Genomic DNA, 17,695 nt, shown 5'->3' on the forward strand with positions numbered 1-17,695 from the left:
ATGATGCCATTTACTTTTAGGCTTGCCAGGGTACCGGTGTGACTACCTGACCGCCAGGTTTTCTGAACAGTTGTACATCGTTGTAGTAAGTCTTGGTCTGTAAGATACGAAATAGATAAAACTATTTAAGTTATTTATTGAAAAATGATGACAATTCCCTGCTGGATAAGTTTGGTGGAGGCGCCACTACCGGCAGTGCGATCAGGCGGCGCCGGTTTCCTGCTTTTTTTAACCTCCGCAGATGATTCAAAACAGACTTAAGACCGGCATCCGCCGGGCAATATTTCGTATACCCGTTGGAGATAGATAAAAAGCATCATGATAAGAAAGTGGCTGGAAAACAGCGCAGTGGCTGCTGCCGGAGTGTCGGGAACGGCAGCGTTGTTGCAGCAGCGGGGAAAATCCCGGACATGAATTTGAAAAAATGAATACCTTTGCGGCCACCAGAATTTTAGCCAGATATCCCAAAGTCAAACCACTCCCTTTTGTCCATGGCAACCCGTGTAAACCACAACGATCGTATGTACCAAACTGAAAATCAGCATTTTTCTGAAAAGACTGCCCGCTCTGTGCCTGTGTTGATCACGCCTGTCACCTGCTACCACCTGATCATTCCGGAAGACATCATGGCCCGTTCGCGGGACATTTCGTCGGGATACTGCGTATAGCCGTCAACGATCAATAACTGTATTATATAAATATTTCCTGATAAAATCTTTGTTCTGTTAAAACAAACAGGGTGCATGAAAATGCACAGACCGGCATATTCCGCTAAAACCTGTTTGCCGTTAATTCAATTGTATGTACATCCCTACACTCATCCGCTCCGGATGGTCCTGTTTATTGTGGTGCCTGTTGCTGGCCTTGCCGGTGAGCGCGCAGTTCAGTGTGACAGACTTTTCAAACAGTCCGCTTCAAACTGCTATTACGCGCGACAAGTTCAACAACATCTATTCGATTTCCTATAACGCCGGAAGTTCGCGTAGTGTTATTACGAAGTATATTAACGGTAATCCGGGCAACCTGAACTGGATTTACGAAAGTCCGGCGTATGTTCCGGATGGTGGCTACTACTGGGGAATTGCCGTCAACGCGTATGGAGATGTATATTTCACGGCTACCGACGGGAGCGTGGGATCAGGCCGGATTATGCGTCTACGTTTTAACGGCGCGGGCTACCTGCCGGTGGAGACAGTGAGGTCCGGCACCGGCTACATTAGCCTGGCCTTTGATCAGCAGGAGAACCTGGTAGTAATGGAAGAAGACATGGTTTCAGGGCGTGCCCGGTTGATGAGATATAACAAAGGCAATGAGTCCGGGCCGGGCACGGTGCTGTACGAGATGCAGGACAACATGTTTACGTCCTATCCCACAGGGCTGGCGGTTGATAAGAACAATACGATCTATTTCACCGGTTTTTGGGATTTCTCCAATAAAAACAATATTTACCGGTTGAAGAACGGGGCGGCGGCGCCAACGAAACATGGCTCCGGGACCTTCACTTCCCTTACATGCGACGACGCCGGTTACCTCTATGCGGTGGATGCCGGTTCCGGCAGCGGGACATCCGGCGTGATCTGGCGGTTTGATTCCGAAATGCTGTTTCCTGACTATGTTCAGGGCGGCATCAGCGCTACCATATCCAATATTGATCCGCCGCAGCTGCCGTGGGGAATTATAGTGGACAGAGCCGCATCGACGATCTATTATAACCAGTACACCGCTCCGGGCATCAGGAAATTAACAGCCACGCCGGTCACCGTGACAGAGATGTCGCTGATGACTACCAGTCCCGGTAACGTTTCCAGCGTACGCTACAAAGTCACGTTCAATCCGAATCTGACTGCCCCGCCACCAAAGGAGGCGTTCTCGGTGAGCACTACGGGTACTGTTTCCGGCGCCGCCGTTACACAGGTACAATGGAATCTCGACTACTTTACTGTGGACGTCAGTACCGGCACAGGTGATGGCACGCTGGCGCTGGTAATGAACGGCACTAACATGTTGAACCCTGTCAACAGCGCCCCTGTCACCGGCGCGGCCTATGTCATTGACAGAACGCCGCCTTCCGGCACACTGACGATTAATAACGGCGCCGCCTATACCAACAGTACAACCGTGACACTGGATATCACCGCCAGCGACGCTTCTCCGGACATGACCATGGAGTTTTCCAACGACGCTGTAGCGTACAGCGCTGCGCAACCCGTCACCTCCCGGGTGAGCTGGACGTTGCCACCGGGAGAAGGTAAGAAGACGGTATATATGAAAGTGAAAGACAAGGCGGGCAATTATCTGATCATTCAGAAAGATATCACGATCGATACACACGCGCCATCCGTCTCCTTCACGGCCGGCCCTCCCATGATTACAACGGGCACGCAGGCGATGTTTACCTTCACGGCCGGCGAGCCAGCTACCTATGAGGCTCGCCTCGATGGCGGTACTATCAGCAGTGCCACCAGCCCGCTGCTGCTTACCGGTATAAGCGTCGCCCCACATGTGCTGGAGATCAGGGCTACCGATCCGGCCGGCAACCAGTCTGCATGGAAACCCTACAGCTGGACCGTGGAAACGCTGCCCGTAGTAACGGGAATGGATGTACCCGTCAACGGATATTACAATGCAGGCGCTACGCTCGATTTTCTCGTACGATATGATGTACCGGTACTGGTAGCAGGCACGCCGTGTTTACCGTTAACCATCGGCGCCGCTAATGTGAAGGCCCTGTATACCGGCGGCACCGGCACGAAGGAACTGAGCTTCCGGTATACCGTAGTGCCCGGAGATGAAGCGACAGACGGGATCTCTACAGGAGCAACGCTGGAGCTGAACGGCGGTAATATCTGGAGCACCGGCGGCGCAGATGCCTCCCTGTCGCTCAACGGCGACCGCACACTGGCCAGCGTGAAAATACATACGCTTCCGCCGTCGGCTGCCCTGTCTGTCAGCCAATCACAGGTCAACGCCCCTTTTACCCTGACGATTACTTTCAGTGAAGGTGTAACAGGACTGGCGAAAGAGGATATACAAATATCCAACGGAGAAGTGAGCAATATTGTCACTGCGAACAATATCCTTTATACGGCCACCGTCAGCAATTTCAACACCGGGCCGATACAGATTTCGCTGCCGGCAAATGCGGCTGTCAATGCATACAACACAGGAAATACCGCCTCCAATACCGTGAATATGACGGCGGACGTGACCAGGCCCGTGGTATCACAGGTAGCCGTTCCCCCCAATGACTATTACCATGTGGCAGACAGGATCGATTTTGAAGTTGCTTACTCTGAAAACGTGTCTGTCAATACAACGCTGGGTAAGCCTTCCCTGGGCATTACCATCGGCTCAACGGTGAGACAGGCAGAGTATCTGAGCATTAATTCTTCCAACAGGCTGGTCTTTAGTTATGAGATCATGCCAGGCGACGAGGATATGGACGGAATCACGATAGACGCCCTCCACTTAAACGGTAGTACTGTTCGTGACGACGCAGGAAACGATGCGGACCTGACGCTGAACGGTGTTGGAAACACCACGTTTGTCAGGGTGAACACCACCCCGGTCAGCTGTATTCTTTCTATGCCCAAAACGGCTTTCAACATGCCTTTCCTCCTGACGCTGAGTTTCAGCGAGCCGATAGTAGGATTGACAGTATCGGACCTCAGCGTGTTGAATACCACTGTCAGCAGCCTGGCGGCGGTCAACGACAGTACTTTCACCATGCTCCTTACTCCCACAGGTGAACGATCATATACAGTGTCTTTACCGTCAGGAACAGTGACCCAGAAAGCAGGCGGTAATATTAACTTACCGTCGAACACACTCACATTTACCTGGGACGTAACGCCACCCAAAGTGAGCAGCGTGGCGGTTCCTTCCGGTGGATACTACGGCACAGGAAAATCACTGGAATTCTATGTAACCATGGACGAGCCGGTAACGATAACGGGAAGGCCTACGCTGCCTGTCGTTATCGGCAGCAAAACCGTACTTGCTGAATATATCAGTAACACCTCCGGAACGGTATTGCTTTTCCGGTATATCGTACAGGACGGAGACACGGACCTGGACGGCATCGCTGTGGGCAGTGGTCTCAGCCTGAATGCCGGCAGCCTGAAGGATGCCGCCGGTAACGACGCGCTGCCACCTGTACGCAATGTAGGCAGTACTTCGCAGGTGTTTGTGCATACCGTCGCTCCCACAGTAACATTGAGCACTACGGCGATATCTCCCCTGAATCATGATTTTACCATAACAGCCACGTTCTCCGAAAGGGTAGACGGACTGGCGGCAACGGCATTCAGCGCTACAAAAGCCGATATCAGCAATCTGCAAACAACAGATAATAAGACCTACACTGCGCTGGTGAAGCCCAGGGAGAGCGGCGCCGTCATCATCTCGCTGCCGGCCGGTGCAGCAACCAACGTAGCCGGTACGGGTAACAGCGCGTCCAATACCCTGAATGTGACCTATGACGCCACGCCGGCGGAAGTGTCCGGTGTAGACGTGCCCTCCGGCGGCGTTTATGCTGCCGGCAGCATCATGAACTTTGTGGTATGGTATAATGAACCCGTTGCCGTAACAGGCGCGCCCAGCCTGTCTCTGACCATCGGTAATAAGGTGGTGCAGGCCCGCTACTTAAATACGGCGGGAGACCGCGTGTTCTTCGTTTACCAGGTGGTACAGGGAGATATGGACACAGATGGCATTACCCTGGATAATACCATTCAACTGAATGGCGGTACTATTAAAGATGATGCCGGTAATAATGCAGACCTGACGTTACGCAGTATACCCGCTACGACAGGCATACTTGTCAATACCGCTACACCGGCGGTGACGTTGTCTGCGGATGCCGCGTCACCGGTCGGCAGTGCGTTTACGATCACTACTACCTTCAGCGAAGTAGTCACCGGTCTCACCGGTGTTGCTTTCCAGGTGACCAATGGTACTATTTCCAACCTGGCGACGGCCGATAACCGGACCTATACGGCGACCATTTCTCCGGCGGCAGACGGCATTGTCACCATCAGCCTGCCGGCCGGCGCCGCTAAGAATAATGCCAATACCGGCAATACGACATCCAATACCCTCACGCTGGCCTACGACGCTACAGCACCGGAAATCACGAATGTTTCCGTTCCGGGCAGAGGCTACTACAAAGCCGGTACGGCACTGCGCTTTACAGTGAACGTGTCGGAACCGGTGACCGTAACAGGCGGGCCATCCATCCCCATTATCATCGGTAATGAGACCGTACAGGCTACCTACACCGGTGGCTCCGGTACAACCGCCCTGGGTTTCCTTTATGTGGTGAAGGACGGTGACTATGATATGGACGGGATCATTACAGGACCAGCGCTCCAGCTGAATGGCGGTACCCTGAAAGATGCGGCTGGCAACAACGCCTTGCTGAGATTAAATAATGTGGGCAGCACCAGCGAGGTGCTTGTCAATACCCGGCAGCCCGGCGTAACCCTGAGCTCTACTGCTGCCAATCCGACTACACAGGCATTCCCGCTGACGGCCACCTTCAGCGAAGCTGTCACCGGGTTTACATCCGATGACATGAACGCGGTCAATGCCACCATCACCCAGCTGCAAACCAGTGATAATATTACCTATACCGTGCTGGTAACACCCGTGGCCGATGGCCCGGTGACCGTACAGATACCGGCAAATGTTGTAAAGAGCCAATCGGGCAATGATAACCTGGCATCGAATGTTTTCAGCATTCAGGCAGATATGACTGCCCCCGTCGTGACCAGCGTAAGTGTTCCGTCTCCCGGATACTATAAAGCCGGTCAGCAGCTCGTTTTCACCTTAAATATGTCAGAACCGGTAACGGCCACCGCTGCCACCGGGTTAACGGTATATATCGGTGGGACGGTGGTACCGGCCACCCTTACCGGTGGTACGGGAACGGCTACACTGGAATTCAGCTGCACTGTCCAGGATGGTTTCATGGACATGGACGGCATTACCCTGGGAAGAGTGCTCAACGGCACAGTGAAAGATATAGCCGGTAACGTCGCTGGTCCAATCCTGGTTAACATTGGTAACACCAGCGGCGTGTTTGTCAATACACAACATCCAACGGTTTCCGTGGCTACGCCTGCTGTCAGCCCTGTGCGTCAATCTTTCCCGGTCACCATCACTTTCAGCGAGCGGGTAACCGGATTTACAGCGAACGGCATTACAGTCACCAACGCTACCGTGAGCCAGTTACAAACCACCGATAATATCATTTATACAACAACCATAACGCCTGCGGCAGATGGCGCCATAACGGTGCAGGTGCCTGCCGGCGCCGCACAGAACATAGGCCTGAATGACAACATAGCGTCCAATCTGCTCAGCCTTCAGGCAAAAATAACAGCACCGGTAGTCGCCCGTATAGACGTGCCCGGTAGTGGTTATTACAGAGCCGGGCAGCCACTGAACTTCAGCGTTCACCTGTCAGAACCGGTGAGCGTAACAGGCACACCATCCATACCGGTAATCATCGGTAACCAGACCGTACAGGCTATTTATACCGGCGGCACGGGAACGGCTACACTGCAATTCCGCTATACCGTTCAGCAGGGTGATATGGACCTGGACGGCATTAGCGTGGGCAGCGCCATCGTACTGAATGGCGGCGCGCTGAAAGACGCTGCGGGCAATAATGCTAACCTGGCATTGATGAACATCGGCAATGCCAGCGGCGTATTGGTGAATACACAACATCCTGCTGCCGTTATCAGCACCACTGCTGTCAGCCCCGTACGGCAAGCCTTCCTGCTGACCATTACTTTCAGCGAGGCGGTGACCGGATTTACGGCGAGCGGCATTACAGCCACCAACGCTACGGTGAGCCAGTTACAAACCACCGATAATATTACTTATACTGTTTTGATTACGCCTTCCGCAGATGGCTCCCTGAGCCTCCGGGTGCCTTCCGGCGTGGCGCAGAATAAAGCGGGCAACGACAACCAGTCCTCCAATACGATCGGGCTTACCGCGGATATAACCGTTCCTGCGGTCACCCGTGTGGACGTACCTGCCAATGGCGCGTATAAAGCCGGGCAGCCACTGAACTTCAGCGTTTACCTGTCAGAACCGGTGAGCGTGACAGGCACCCCCTCCATACCGGTGATCATCGGTAACCAGACCGTACAGGCCATTTACACCGGCGGTACGGGAACGGCTTCACTGCAATTCCGCTATACCGTTCAGCAGGGTGATATGGACCTGGACGGCATCAGCGTGGGCAACGCCATCGTACTGAATGGCGGCGCGCTGAAAGACGCAGCGGGCAACAATGCTAACCCGGCATTGATGAACATAGGCAACACCAGCGGCGTATTGGTGAATACACAACATCCTGCTGCCGTTATCAGCACCACTGCTGTCAGCCCCGTACGGCAAGCCTTCCCGCTGACCATTACTTTCAGCGAGGCGGTGACCGGATTTACGGCGAGCGGCATTACAGCCACCAACGCTACGGTGAGCCAGTTACAAACCACCGACAATATTACTTATACTGTTTTGATTACGCCTTCCGCAGATGGCTCCCTGAGCCTCCGGGTGCCTTCCGGCGTGGCGCAGAATAAAGCGGGCAACGACAACCAGTCCTCCAATACGATCGGGCTTACCGCGGATATAACCGTTCCTGCGGTCACCCGTGTGAACGTACCTGCCAACGGCGCGTATAAAGCCGGGCAGCCGCTGGACTTCAGCGTTTACCTGTCAGAACCGGTGAGCGTGACAGGCACACCCTCCATACCGGTGATCATCGGTAACCAGACCGTACAGGCCATTTACACCGGCGGCACGGGAACGGCTACACTGCAATTCCGCTATACCGTTCAGCAGGGTGATATGGACCTGGACGGCATCAGCGTGGGCAACGCTATCGTACTGAATGGCGGCGCGCTGAAAGATGCTGCCGGTAACAACGCGGCGCCGGCACTGCACCAGGTACCTGCCACCGATGCTATACTCGTGAAAACAAACCGTCCGGGAGTGACGCTGTCTTCCGGCAGCCAGGGCCGTATCAATACACCGTTTACCGTCAACCTGGCGTTCACGGACGCTGTTCGCGGCCTGGCTGTTACCGGCATACAGGTCAACAATGGCGTCGCCAGTCAGTTGCAAACCACAGATAATATTCATTACACCGTGCTGATCACACCGGCCGCGGATGGTCAGGTGATCGTGCAATTGCCTGCGGACGTGGCTTCAGACATAGCGGGTAACGGCAACCTTGCCTCCGGCCAGCTTGACCTGACGTATGATGCAACAGCGCCCGTTATTCGTCAGCAATCCTTCGACATTAATGATAATAGTCCTGCCGGCGCCGTCGTGGGGCAGCTGCAGGGCACGGATGCATCCGGTACGGTGCAGGGCTGGACACTGGTGACCGATGGCTCCGGAGGCGCATTGTCTCTCGCTGCCAACGGCCGCATCACCGTAAAAGACAATACGCTGCTGCGCGCTGTCGCCGGGAAAACCATCACCCTGCAGGTAACCGCCAGCGACGGTCTTAATACCAGTGCAGCCGTTCCCGTTACCGTGAACGTCCGGATCTCCTATGTCAACAAACAACCGGTGATGGACCCCGTAGCGGATGTTTATCTCTGCGCCACCACCGAAGCACAAACGATACAACTCACCGGTGTATCGCCGGTGGAACCGGACCAGCATTATACCATCAGCCTGGCGTCCAGCCAGCCTTATTTCGATGTGCTTAAAGCTGATGTAGCTGCCAATACCATCCGCTACCAGCTGAAACCCGGCGTGGGCAGCGGCTCCGCTGTTGTTACCATCACCCTGAAAGATGACGGCGGCACGGCCAACGGCGGTAAAGACACCTACAGCCAGACGTTCTTCCTGACCGTCAATGCGCTGCCGGCTGTCAGCATCAGCAGCGATAAAGGCGGTACCATCTCCAAAGGTGATGTCGTTACACTGACGGCAACCGGGGCCGCTGCCTACAGCTGGAAGCCCGCCGCCGGCGCCAATGGAAGTCTGCAGGAACCTACGCTGACGGTAAAACCGCCAGCTGACGCTACCTACCAGGTGACAGGCACCAGCGCGGCCGGTTGCAGCGCCAGCGCCACCATCAGCATCCGGGTAACGGACGACTATAAACTGGATGCTACCAACCTGCTCACGCCCAACGGCGACGGTAAAAACGACCGCTGGACCATCCGCAACCTGGACAGCTATCCCGACAACGAAGTGAAGATATTCGACCGCGCAGGCAGACTGGTATACCAGCGCCGTAACTATAGCAACGACTGGGACGGCACGCTGAACGGCCATCCGCTGGCAGAAGGCACCTATTATTATGTGCTCACCGTCAACGGTACTTCCCGTGTGTGGAAAGGATTTATCACCATTATCCGGAACGATCAATAGAATAAAGATGTCTTATCAATATTATTACATGAAAAGCATGCTATCCTCCCTGACCAAGCGTTTAGCCTTGCTGCTGTTGATGACGGCAGCAGGCGGCGCCTCGGCGCAAACGCTCAGCGACGCGCCGGCCCTGCTGGACCCTTCCGGGACGCAGTTTTTCCAGAATCAGTATCTGGCCAACGCTGCGATGGCCGGCATGGATACAGGGCTGCATGTAAACCTGGCGTATCGCCGTCAATGGAAACAGCTTACCGGCGCTCCGGAAACACGTTTCCTCACCGTAGACGGAGCACTGGGCAAAAGAGTAGGGGCGGGCCTGAACGTCTTCAACGATGTGGCAGGGCTGATCAACCGTACCCGCGTAGCAATGAGTTATGCCTATCATCTGCCGGTAGGAGCCCGGGGCAACAACTGCATTTCGGACTTTCACTGGCGCTCAACTTCCAGCGGCTGGATCTTTCTCATGTTAACGGCGACCCGAACGACCCTTCCCTGGGCGCCTTCAACCGCCGGGACAACTATTTTGAAGGGGAATACGGCATGGCCTATACGACAGGGGCGCTCACCGTGCAGGCTGCCTTGCCCAATGTCAGAAGCGTTGTTACAGGAGATAATAAAATGGTGAACGGCGGTACCATCTTCTATTCCGCAGCCGAATATAAATTCCGGTTTGAAGGCGCACTGGAAAGCCTGACGCCTAAAGTCAGCTTCCGGGGCGTTCGCGGTTATGATAATATAGTAGACGTAGGAGTGAACGCAGTTTTCCTGGACAACCTGCTAAACATCATGGCGCTGTACCACACCTCCAAAAGCCTGACAGCCGGTTTTGGGGTAAACATCAGTAATACCGTGACGATACAGGCGCTCTATCATGCACAGACCGGAGGTTACAACAATCCTAATAACGGCGCCTACGAAATAGGCGCTTCCGTACATTTGTTCAGGTAAACGGATGGTGTGCCATCCGGACAAAGGCCCCGCTTTCAGCGGGGCTTTTTTTGTATTGTATTGGTGAGTACGTCCAGCAGGATGTCAATCACCGTATTGGTATAAAAATACCGGACGGCAATAGGATTGTCCATTCCGGGCGGCGGAGTTATCCGTGCTGATTTCATCTCCTGCCCATCGGCCGCAATGCTGTAGTAGCTGTACAGCTCCGTAATGCCTTCTTCCGGTACCGTAGAAGCATAGCCCGTAATGCCGATTCCCCAATGTGATGAAAAAAAGGAACAACAGTTTTCTGATAAAGTGCGGGCGGTTTCTGCAGATACGCAATTGCACCGTTGTCCGTGGATCGGATCGAGATGCAGATGCCGCGCTTTCTGTCCCAGATTATACGTTGTAATGCCGCCCTGAAAAAATTCCGACGCTTTGTCGGCCGATGAAAACGCGACCTGTAACATGCCGGCGGTGACGCTTTCTGCTACCGCAAGGGTCTGCTGACGGTTCATCAGGATCGTTCTGATCCGGTTAATGCTGTCAAGATTCATAGTGTCCATAATGAAGGTTCTTTTCTAATCCCGTGCCAGCGTTTGGCACGGGGTTTAGAGCAGGTGTTTAAAAAGAAAGCCCGATGACACAGACAGAAAAGATCGCTGAATTTGCGCTCCGGTTTCATTATGAAGACATACCACCGGAAATACGGTCGCGCCTGAAAATTCATTTACTCGATGCAGCCGCTTCCTTTATCTGGGCACAGTTCCAGGAAACGCCCCGGAAGATGGAAGCGGGCATCAGGCAGTTATACACAACGGCTCAGCCGCTGGCGGCAGACCATGCGGCACAGTGCTATACAGCCTTCATCCGTTATCCTGATTTTATGGACAACTTCCTGGCGAAGGAGTCTACCTGTCACCCGAGTGACAATATCGGGATACTGCTGGCGGCATGCCACCTGAAAGAGATCTCCGGAGAAAGGTTTTTGTCCGCCATGGCAACGGCCTACGCGGTGGAATGTGTACTCACACAAAACTATCCGGTGATGATTGCCGGGTTCGACCATACCACCTTGCTGGCGTTCTCCGCCACAGCCGGCGCCGGCCGGCTGATGGACCTGTCCGCCAAAGCGCTGACCCATGCGCTGGGAATAGCGGGCTGTAACATCAATCCCATTGTTACTTCGCGGGCGTCTTATACCACCGAATGGAAGGGACTGGCATCTGCGCTGGTAAACGCCGGTTGTATGAACCTGGTCATGATGGCAAAAAACGGGGTCAGCGGTCCGCCGGAACTGTTTGAGATACCGGAAAAAGGATATAACGCCGTACACGAGCAAAAGCTGGAACATGAATGGAGTGCGGAAGACTTTCAGTTGCTCTCCCGCTGTATATTGAAGACGTATAACGCGGAAGTACATACGCAGTCGGTGCTGGAATTGATACAGGAAATGGCAGAAGCGCATCAGCTGCGGGCCGCAGAGATCACGGAAGTTAATATCACCACTTTCCTCACTGCGTATCATATTGTGGGCAACGGTGAATACGGCGACAGGACGAAAGTCTACACCAAAGAACAGGCAGATCACAGCCTGCCTTACCTGGCGGCTGTCGTATTGCTGGACAGGCAGGTGTATCCGCCCCAGCTGACGGAAGAGCGGATCGCACAGGAAGATGTACAATCGTTGTTGCAGAAAGTGAAAATACATACCGGTTTTCCCCTGCATAAGCCGGTGAAAGTGGCCGGTATCCTTGACCCTTATACAGCGGCCTATCCGGACAAAGTGCGTTGCAAAGTGGAGATCACCACGATCCGCGGAGAGCAGTTTACCGGGGAAAAAGAAGACTATAAAGGTTTTTTTACCCGTCCGCTGACATATGAAGACGTGAAGGAGAAAATGGTACGGTTGAACAAACCTTATGTTTCCGAAGAGAAAATCAACGTGGTGTGCGATATGATTGAACAGCTGGAAAGCCATACGGCCAATGAGTTGCTGGCTGCCATGTTGCAGCGTGAGGTTTAATATATAAGCCCCGGGCTGAGAGTCCGGGGCTTATATATTTCGCGGGTACTATAATTTATCGATCCACGATTTCACCTCTTCTTTTGTTTTGCCTGTTTTCTGCTGAATGCGCCCCAGCAGCTCGTCTTCCTTACCTTCCACATAGAGCAGGTCGTCGTCCGTAAGATCTGCGTATTGTTGTTTGATCTTACCTTTTAATTCATTCCAGTTGCCTTTTACCTTCAGGAGAAAGCTGTTGTTTTGAGTGTCCATAGTAAACAGTTTTTGGGTGAATAATATTTACGGATGATAACTGGCAAATATTAATCCACCTGTTCATGTGCCTGTTTTCATGGATTCCGGCCGCTGAAAGCGAGGAAAAACATCCCCGTCCGCGGTCATCTGTAGACAATCTGCTTATCCTTGTCCGCGGTCTGAGCCGGACAGAAACGAGGCTTTGTCCAATACGGCCACGGTATGCCGGCAGATGCAGATCAGCCGTTGCTGGTCGTCAGTGATCCTGATTTCCCAGATGTGGCTGCGGCGGCCCAGGTGTATGGGCGTGGCAGTGCCGTGCACATATCCTTCGCGTGCGCTGCGGACATGGTTGGCGTTGATCTCCATGCCTACGCAGACATCGGTGGAGGGGTCGATCACGAGGGTAGAGGCGATGCTGCCCACTGTTTCAGCCAGCGCTACGGACGCGCCGCCATGGAGTATGCCGTAAGTCTGCACGGTGCGGTGGTCAACAGGCATGCGTATACGCAGATAGTTATCGCCGATGCCGGTGAATTCCATACCGAGATGTTCATTCATCGTGGATTTTCCTTTCTCATTCAGTTCGGCAATAGTAACTACCGTATGCCAGATGTTTGTCGCGTTCATGGGTGAAATATCTTTTTTTGCAAAGAGGGAATATAGTAATTTAGTAGACTACATAACTCCACCAAATATGAAACCTCTCAAATTACTTCTCGCCACCGGCATCACCGTATGCCTGTCGCTGCAAATGTATGCGCAGCAAATCAACGCTAAAATGATCAAAGAATGGGAAAGGGCAAAGGAATACACTAAAGAGTACCTGGATGCCATGCCCGAGGGCTCTTATGGCCTGAAACCTACGCCTGAAATGCGTTCCTTCGCCGGACAGATGCTGCATCTTGCAGAAGCCAATTTCGGATTTGCCACTTTCGCCAGCGGCGCCACCATGCAGGGAAAACCGGGCGACCTGGAAAAGTCCGGCGACACTTCCAAACAATCGGTGACCAAAACCGTGATGGACAGCTACGACTTTGTCATCGACAAGCTCAAAAACATGAAAGACGCGCAAATGCCGGAGCCGATCAAACTGTTTGGCCGCTTTGACATGAGCCGCGAGGCCGCTTTTGAAAAAGCGTTTGAGCATCAGACGCACCACCGCGGCCAAACCACCGTGTATATCCGGCTGGCCGGCGCCAAGCCGCCACAGGAGAAGCTTTTCTAAGCCGGACTATCTGTTTTGTATCAATTGGACGCAGGGGAAGCGGGTGGATAGTTGTTACTTTGTCTAAGACAAATACAATTACTATGAACTTTTCTATACAACCTCAACTGGAAAACGAACGGGCCATCCTTTATCCCCTGCAGCCAAATGATTTTGAAGCGTTGTATGAAGTGGCGTCCGATCCGCTGGTATGGGAGCAGCATCCCAATAAAACCCGCTGGCAACGGCCGGTATTTGAGACCTACTTCGACGGCGCCATGAAAAGCGGCGGCGCTTTCCGCATCGTGGACAAAGCCACCGGTAAAACAGCTGGCAGCAGCCGTTTCTACGATTACAACCCGGAAGACAACAGCATCCTGATCGGTTATACTTTCTATAGCCGCGAATGCTGGGGCACCGGACTGAATCCTTCGGTAAAAGACCTGATGCTGTCGTATATTTTTCAATATGTGGACAAGGTCATTTTTCATGTGGGCGCTGTCAACACCCGCTCCCGGATAGCCATCACACGGCTGGGCGCCCGCAAGGTGAAGGAAGAAGAAGTGGCTTACTTCGGCGAGCCTTCCCGCCTGAATTGTATTTATGAAATAAATAAGACAGACTGGCCGGCACAGCATGCCTGATGCCACCAGGCCTGTTCCATAACAAAGGGCTGCCGCATTTATTGCCGGCAGCCCTTTGAAGTATATAACGGATGGTTATTTGCCTGTCTTGCTGATGGTCACATCATCGAGAATGATATCCTGCTGACCGGTGTTTTTAAAGTAAATGCGCACGGTTTTCATATTGCCGCCATATTCTTTACCGGTCTGAAAATAAAGCTGCTGGCGGGTGAAACCGGCGTTGCCGCTTTGTGTCTGCGCCGCCGCCTGTTGCAGGTCGCCGGTGACCAGCTTCATATTGGCCACTGCAGCGTGCAGCGGGCTGTTACCTTTCTGCCAGTAGGTCAACTGGTAGTTGCTGTTATTGTCCAGGTACACATATTGTTCCATTTCCTGACCAGCCTTCAGTAACAGGCCATGGCTACCACTGCGGCCGGGCGCCAGCGTGCCGTTGCCTTCCCAGGGCAGCAGGCTGGTGTTGGCTTCAAAACCGGGATTCGGCAGTTCGTTGTTGCCTTCCAGCGGCCATTGATAACCGCGGATATAATCTACCTCCATGCTTACAGAGCCACCGCCGCCATAGGAGCCCAGGAACACGTTCATCACGTGGTTGGGGGAATAGATCTGGTGTTTGTCGGTGTAAGCTTTTATCAGTTGATTGTTAATATAATGTTTGATGCTGTTGGGCGTCCAGAGAATGCCGTGGGTGACCCACTGGTCTTTGTGCTCAAAGCCTTTGGCGATGTGGGTATTGAGGTTGTGTACGAACCTGCCCTTATCATCCACATGACCATGCAGTACAAACTGTGCATCGATATTTTCGAATACGTCGATCTCGAACACCTGTCCTTTCGGGCGGATGCCGGTAACGCCGTCGAGCGTGGTGCCTTCCTGGAGGTAGTATTTCAGGTCCGGCCCCGGCGAGTCGAACCAGTAGGCGGTGTTCAGTCCCTGTGGCTTGCCGGTGAAGCTGCGTTTCACCCTTACCTCATAGTATCCGCCACGGCTGTTGTCCAGCAGGTTTTCGTTGGTACGCCAGTCGTATGTCTGGATGGAAGAGATCTTCCGGCCGTTAGGGTAGTAGGCTTTTGCCGGCAGGGAGTCGTTGGTGAAAATGTTGATGGTATGGCCGTTGAGCGTATAGGCCGCTTCGGGAAGCGTGCCGTTGCGCATATTGTCCAGGTTGTCTTTCTTCAGAAAGTCAATATTGGAATAGTAGGTCGTGTGCCATTTGTTGCGGTCCAGCAGCGAGTCGTTGAACTCATCATGCCAGTAGAGGGCCATGCCTTCCGGTACGGCGGCGGAGCTGGCGATGTCCAGCCGGCGGGCTTCGGCGGTATCCAGCGACCACTGTGTGGTGGTGAGGACGGCGTCAGTGAGCGCTTTGCTGTGCTGCCGTGTGTCGAAGGCTTCCACCCATACATGATAACGGGTGTTGCCTTTCACCTGCTGAATATAATAGCGGGTGCTGTTGGCGGGCAGCGTGGCGGAAGGTGTGGCCGGTTTGTGGTTACTGTCCGACCAGTACAGGTGGTAGCCTGCTTCGTTGGAGGCCTTATCCTCCCAGTCAACCCTGATCCAGCTGCGGGTGCCCGTCAGCCGGAGATTTGCAGGCGCGGATATATCCTGCGCCTGCAAACCGGTTGATGTTAAAAACAATAAATAAAACAATCGCTTCATGGTCCTTAGTTATATCCTTCGTTTTGTTTGATGACACCGCCGCTTTGGGTGATCACCAGCCTGGGTAAAGGCAGCAGCACTTTATAAGGCTGTGCGGTAGTGGAGCCATCGTTGACAGCGCGCTGGATATAGAGGTTCCAGCGGATCAGGTCATCTTTTCTCCAGCCTTCGCCCCACAGTTCAAACAGGCGTTCGTCCTGTATTTTGGCGAGGAACTGGGTTTTAGAGAGACCTATGGGCAGGTCTGCCAGCCCGGCTCTTCTCCTGACGGCGTTGATGGCGTCGTAAGCTTGCTGGTTAGGAGCGCCGTTAGCTTCGTTGATGCTTTCTGCCAGCATCAGCAGTACGTCGGCATAGCGATAGATAGGGAAGTCGATCGCGCTGTTCTGTGAGTTGGCGCGGGACGGGTCGGGAGCGAATTTCACAGGGATAGCGCCCAGTTCGCCCGCTGTCCTGGCGTTTTTATAGATCACTTTTCCACCGGGGTCTTTCCCTACAGGATAGGACTCCAGCAGCACTTTCAGCCTTTTATCCTTTTTATCGAATTTATCGTAGCTGGTCCAGGGCATTTTATAACCGCCCCATGCTGTCAGCGGGATGCCGGTAGAGTCTTTGTAATCGGAGGGCAGTGCGTGTGCCAGCCACATATTGGTGTACTGGTCGCCGCCGGATGAAGAGCATACGATGGCGAGGATCATCTCCGGAGAGTTGCCGCCTTTGCTGGCGGTGTTGAAGTTGTCTTCGTAGTTGCCCATCAGGGAGTAGCCCATCTGTGTCAGTTGCTGACCGGTGGTTACTGCATCCGCCCATTTTTTCTCATGCATGTATAGTTTCATGAGGCCGGTGAGGGCGGCGGCTTTGGAGAAGCGGCCGTAATCCATACCGGTGAACTTGTCCGGCAATACCGCAGCAGCTTCTTTATAGTCTTTTTCGATCTGCGCCACCACTACGTCTTTGGTCGGACGGGGCAGGTAAGGGGCATTGGGATCGGCTGCTATCTTAGGGTCTGTCACGATGGTGAAGGGACCATAGTTAAAATACAGCAGTTGTGCATAGTGGGCTCTCAGCGCCTTCAGTTCGGCGATATACCGCTGTTTCAATTGGGCTTCGATGTTCAGGTTCTCGAGATTGCCCAGTGCAATAGCGATACGGGAAATATAGGAAGTATAATTACCGTAGTTGTGTGTCACCCAATCAAAGTCGGGCGTATAGTTCAGGTTACGCAGCGGTATCCAGTTGCCGCCCCAGGAGCAGATGCCTTCGTCGGTGGTCATCATGGCCTGTGTGCGCCAGGCGTAGGTGCCGGCATCCCAGCCGCCCTGCCAGTCGGCGCCGCCGGCCAGGCCGGTGTAAGCGGCGTTGACGGTGGCCACGGCGCCTTCATTGGTATTCACTACATCGGCGAGGTTGCCGTAGGTGGTATATTTCAGGTCTTTTTCACATGCGCTGAAAGCCGCGAGGCTGCCCAGCAAAACGAGTCGGTGATATATGTTTTTCATAATTGTCCGGTTAAGTGATTAGAAGGATACGTTTACGCCAAATACATAACTTTTTACCAGCGGGTAGAAGTTGTCCGGGTCC

Annotated in this window: 11 protein-coding genes and 1 pseudogene; 7 read left to right on the top strand and 5 right to left on the bottom strand. The window is 53.6% G+C overall.

From position 1 onward, the window contains the following. Positions 1-521 precede the first annotated feature (521 nt). The 4 genes and pseudogenes from HF324_RS13455 (at position 522) to HF324_RS13470 (ending at position 10,359) form a co-directional block, all read left to right on the top strand. On the top strand, positions 522-668 hold the full coding sequence (locus tag HF324_RS13455; protein WP_168802961.1) for a hypothetical protein: 147 nt from the start codon (positions 522-524) through the stop codon (positions 666-668). A 133-nt stretch (positions 669-801) separates the two neighbouring features. Then, the gene (locus HF324_RS13460) at positions 802-9,411 is read left to right on the top strand and encodes an Ig-like domain-containing protein (RefSeq protein ID WP_168860003.1); all 8,610 of its coding nucleotides are present in this window, start codon (positions 802-804) and stop codon (positions 9,409-9,411) included. A gap of 79 nt (positions 9,412-9,490) precedes the next feature. After that, positions 9,491-9,751 (top strand): annotated as a pseudogene (locus HF324_RS33780) (type IX secretion system membrane protein PorP/SprF); the annotation flags it as partial. Next, positions 9,649-10,359, top strand: coding sequence for a type IX secretion system membrane protein PorP/SprF (locus HF324_RS13470; RefSeq protein WP_309475674.1), 711 nt, complete (start codon positions 9,649-9,651; stop codon positions 10,357-10,359). The pseudogene HF324_RS33780 and the gene HF324_RS13470, both read left to right, overlap by 103 nt. 35 nt (positions 10,360-10,394) lie before the next feature. Here HF324_RS13470 and HF324_RS13475 read toward each other — a convergent pair whose 3' ends face one another. Then, positions 10,395-10,910: a CinA family protein gene (locus tag HF324_RS13475; RefSeq protein ID WP_168860005.1), complete on the bottom strand. Its 516-nt coding sequence runs from the start codon at positions 10,908-10,910 to the stop codon at positions 10,395-10,397. A 74-nt stretch (positions 10,911-10,984) separates the two neighbouring features. Between HF324_RS13475 and HF324_RS13480 the strand changes: the two genes are divergently transcribed. Next, positions 10,985-12,370, top strand: a complete 1,386-nt coding sequence (locus HF324_RS13480; RefSeq protein ID WP_168860006.1) for an MmgE/PrpD family protein — start codon at positions 10,985-10,987, stop codon at positions 12,368-12,370. 48 nt (positions 12,371-12,418) lie between these two features. Here HF324_RS13480 and HF324_RS13485 read toward each other — a convergent pair whose 3' ends face one another. Both HF324_RS13485 and HF324_RS13490 read right to left on the bottom strand, forming a co-directional pair. After that, complete coding sequence (locus HF324_RS13485; protein ID WP_168802966.1) at positions 12,419-12,622, bottom strand: CsbD family protein; 204 nt, start codon at positions 12,620-12,622, stop codon at positions 12,419-12,421. Positions 12,623-12,766: 144 nt separating this feature from the next. Further along, positions 12,767-13,234 carry a hotdog fold thioesterase gene (locus tag HF324_RS13490; RefSeq protein WP_168802967.1) on the bottom strand — a complete coding sequence of 156 codons (468 nt, stop codon included), beginning with the start codon at positions 13,232-13,234 and terminating at the stop codon, positions 12,767-12,769. Positions 13,235-13,301: 67 nt separating this feature from the next. Between HF324_RS13490 and HF324_RS13495 the strand changes: the two genes are divergently transcribed. After that, positions 13,302-13,832 carry a DinB family protein gene (locus HF324_RS13495; RefSeq protein ID WP_168802968.1) on the top strand — a complete coding sequence of 177 codons (531 nt, stop codon included), beginning with the start codon at positions 13,302-13,304 and terminating at the stop codon, positions 13,830-13,832. A gap of 83 nt (positions 13,833-13,915) precedes the next feature. Next, positions 13,916-14,455, top strand: coding sequence for a GNAT family N-acetyltransferase (locus HF324_RS13500; RefSeq protein ID WP_168802969.1), 540 nt, complete (start codon positions 13,916-13,918; stop codon positions 14,453-14,455). Between the two features lie 75 nt (positions 14,456-14,530). Here HF324_RS13500 and HF324_RS13505 read toward each other — a convergent pair whose 3' ends face one another. Together HF324_RS13505 and HF324_RS13510 are read right to left on the bottom strand one after the other, a co-directional pair. Continuing rightward, on the bottom strand, positions 14,531-16,114 hold the full coding sequence (locus tag HF324_RS13505; RefSeq protein ID WP_168860007.1) for a fibronectin type III domain-containing protein: 1,584 nt from the start codon (positions 16,112-16,114) through the stop codon (positions 14,531-14,533). A 5-nt stretch (positions 16,115-16,119) separates the two neighbouring features. Next, positions 16,120-17,613: a RagB/SusD family nutrient uptake outer membrane protein gene (locus tag HF324_RS13510; protein WP_168802971.1), complete on the bottom strand. Its 1,494-nt coding sequence runs from the start codon at positions 17,611-17,613 to the stop codon at positions 16,120-16,122. Positions 17,614-17,695 lie beyond the last annotated feature (82 nt).

Source organism: Chitinophaga oryzae, assembly GCF_012516375.2.
Lineage (GTDB): Bacteria > Bacteroidota > Bacteroidia > Chitinophagales > Chitinophagaceae > Chitinophaga > Chitinophaga oryzae.

Excerpts from the sequence above, each read along its gene's own strand:
- HF324_RS13505 (WP_168860007.1), bottom strand. The coding sequence starts at position 16,114 with ATGAAGCGATTGTTTTATTTATTGTTTTTAACATCAACCGGTTTGCAG.
- HF324_RS13460 (WP_168860003.1), top strand. The coding sequence starts at position 802 with ATGTACATCCCTACACTCATCCGCTCCGGATGGTCCTGTTTATTGTGG.
- HF324_RS13495 (WP_168802968.1), top strand. The coding sequence starts at position 13,302 with ATGAAACCTCTCAAATTACTTCTCGCCACCGGCATCACCGTATGCCTG.
- HF324_RS13475 (WP_168860005.1), bottom strand. The coding sequence starts at position 10,910 with ATGGACACTATGAATCTTGACAGCATTAACCGGATCAGAACGATCCTG.
- HF324_RS13490 (WP_168802967.1), bottom strand. The coding sequence starts at position 13,234 with ATGAACGCGACAAACATCTGGCATACGGTAGTTACTATTGCCGAACTG.
- HF324_RS13500 (WP_168802969.1), top strand. The coding sequence starts at position 13,916 with ATGAACTTTTCTATACAACCTCAACTGGAAAACGAACGGGCCATCCTT.
- HF324_RS13480 (WP_168860006.1), top strand. The coding sequence starts at position 10,985 with ATGACACAGACAGAAAAGATCGCTGAATTTGCGCTCCGGTTTCATTAT.
- HF324_RS13485 (WP_168802966.1), bottom strand. The coding sequence starts at position 12,622 with ATGGACACTCAAAACAACAGCTTTCTCCTGAAGGTAAAAGGCAACTGG.
- HF324_RS13510 (WP_168802971.1), bottom strand. The coding sequence starts at position 17,613 with ATGAAAAACATATATCACCGACTCGTTTTGCTGGGCAGCCTCGCGGCT.
- HF324_RS13470 (WP_309475674.1), top strand. The coding sequence starts at position 9,649 with ATGGAAACAGCTTACCGGCGCTCCGGAAACACGTTTCCTCACCGTAGA.
- HF324_RS13455 (WP_168802961.1), top strand. The coding sequence starts at position 522 with ATGTACCAAACTGAAAATCAGCATTTTTCTGAAAAGACTGCCCGCTCT.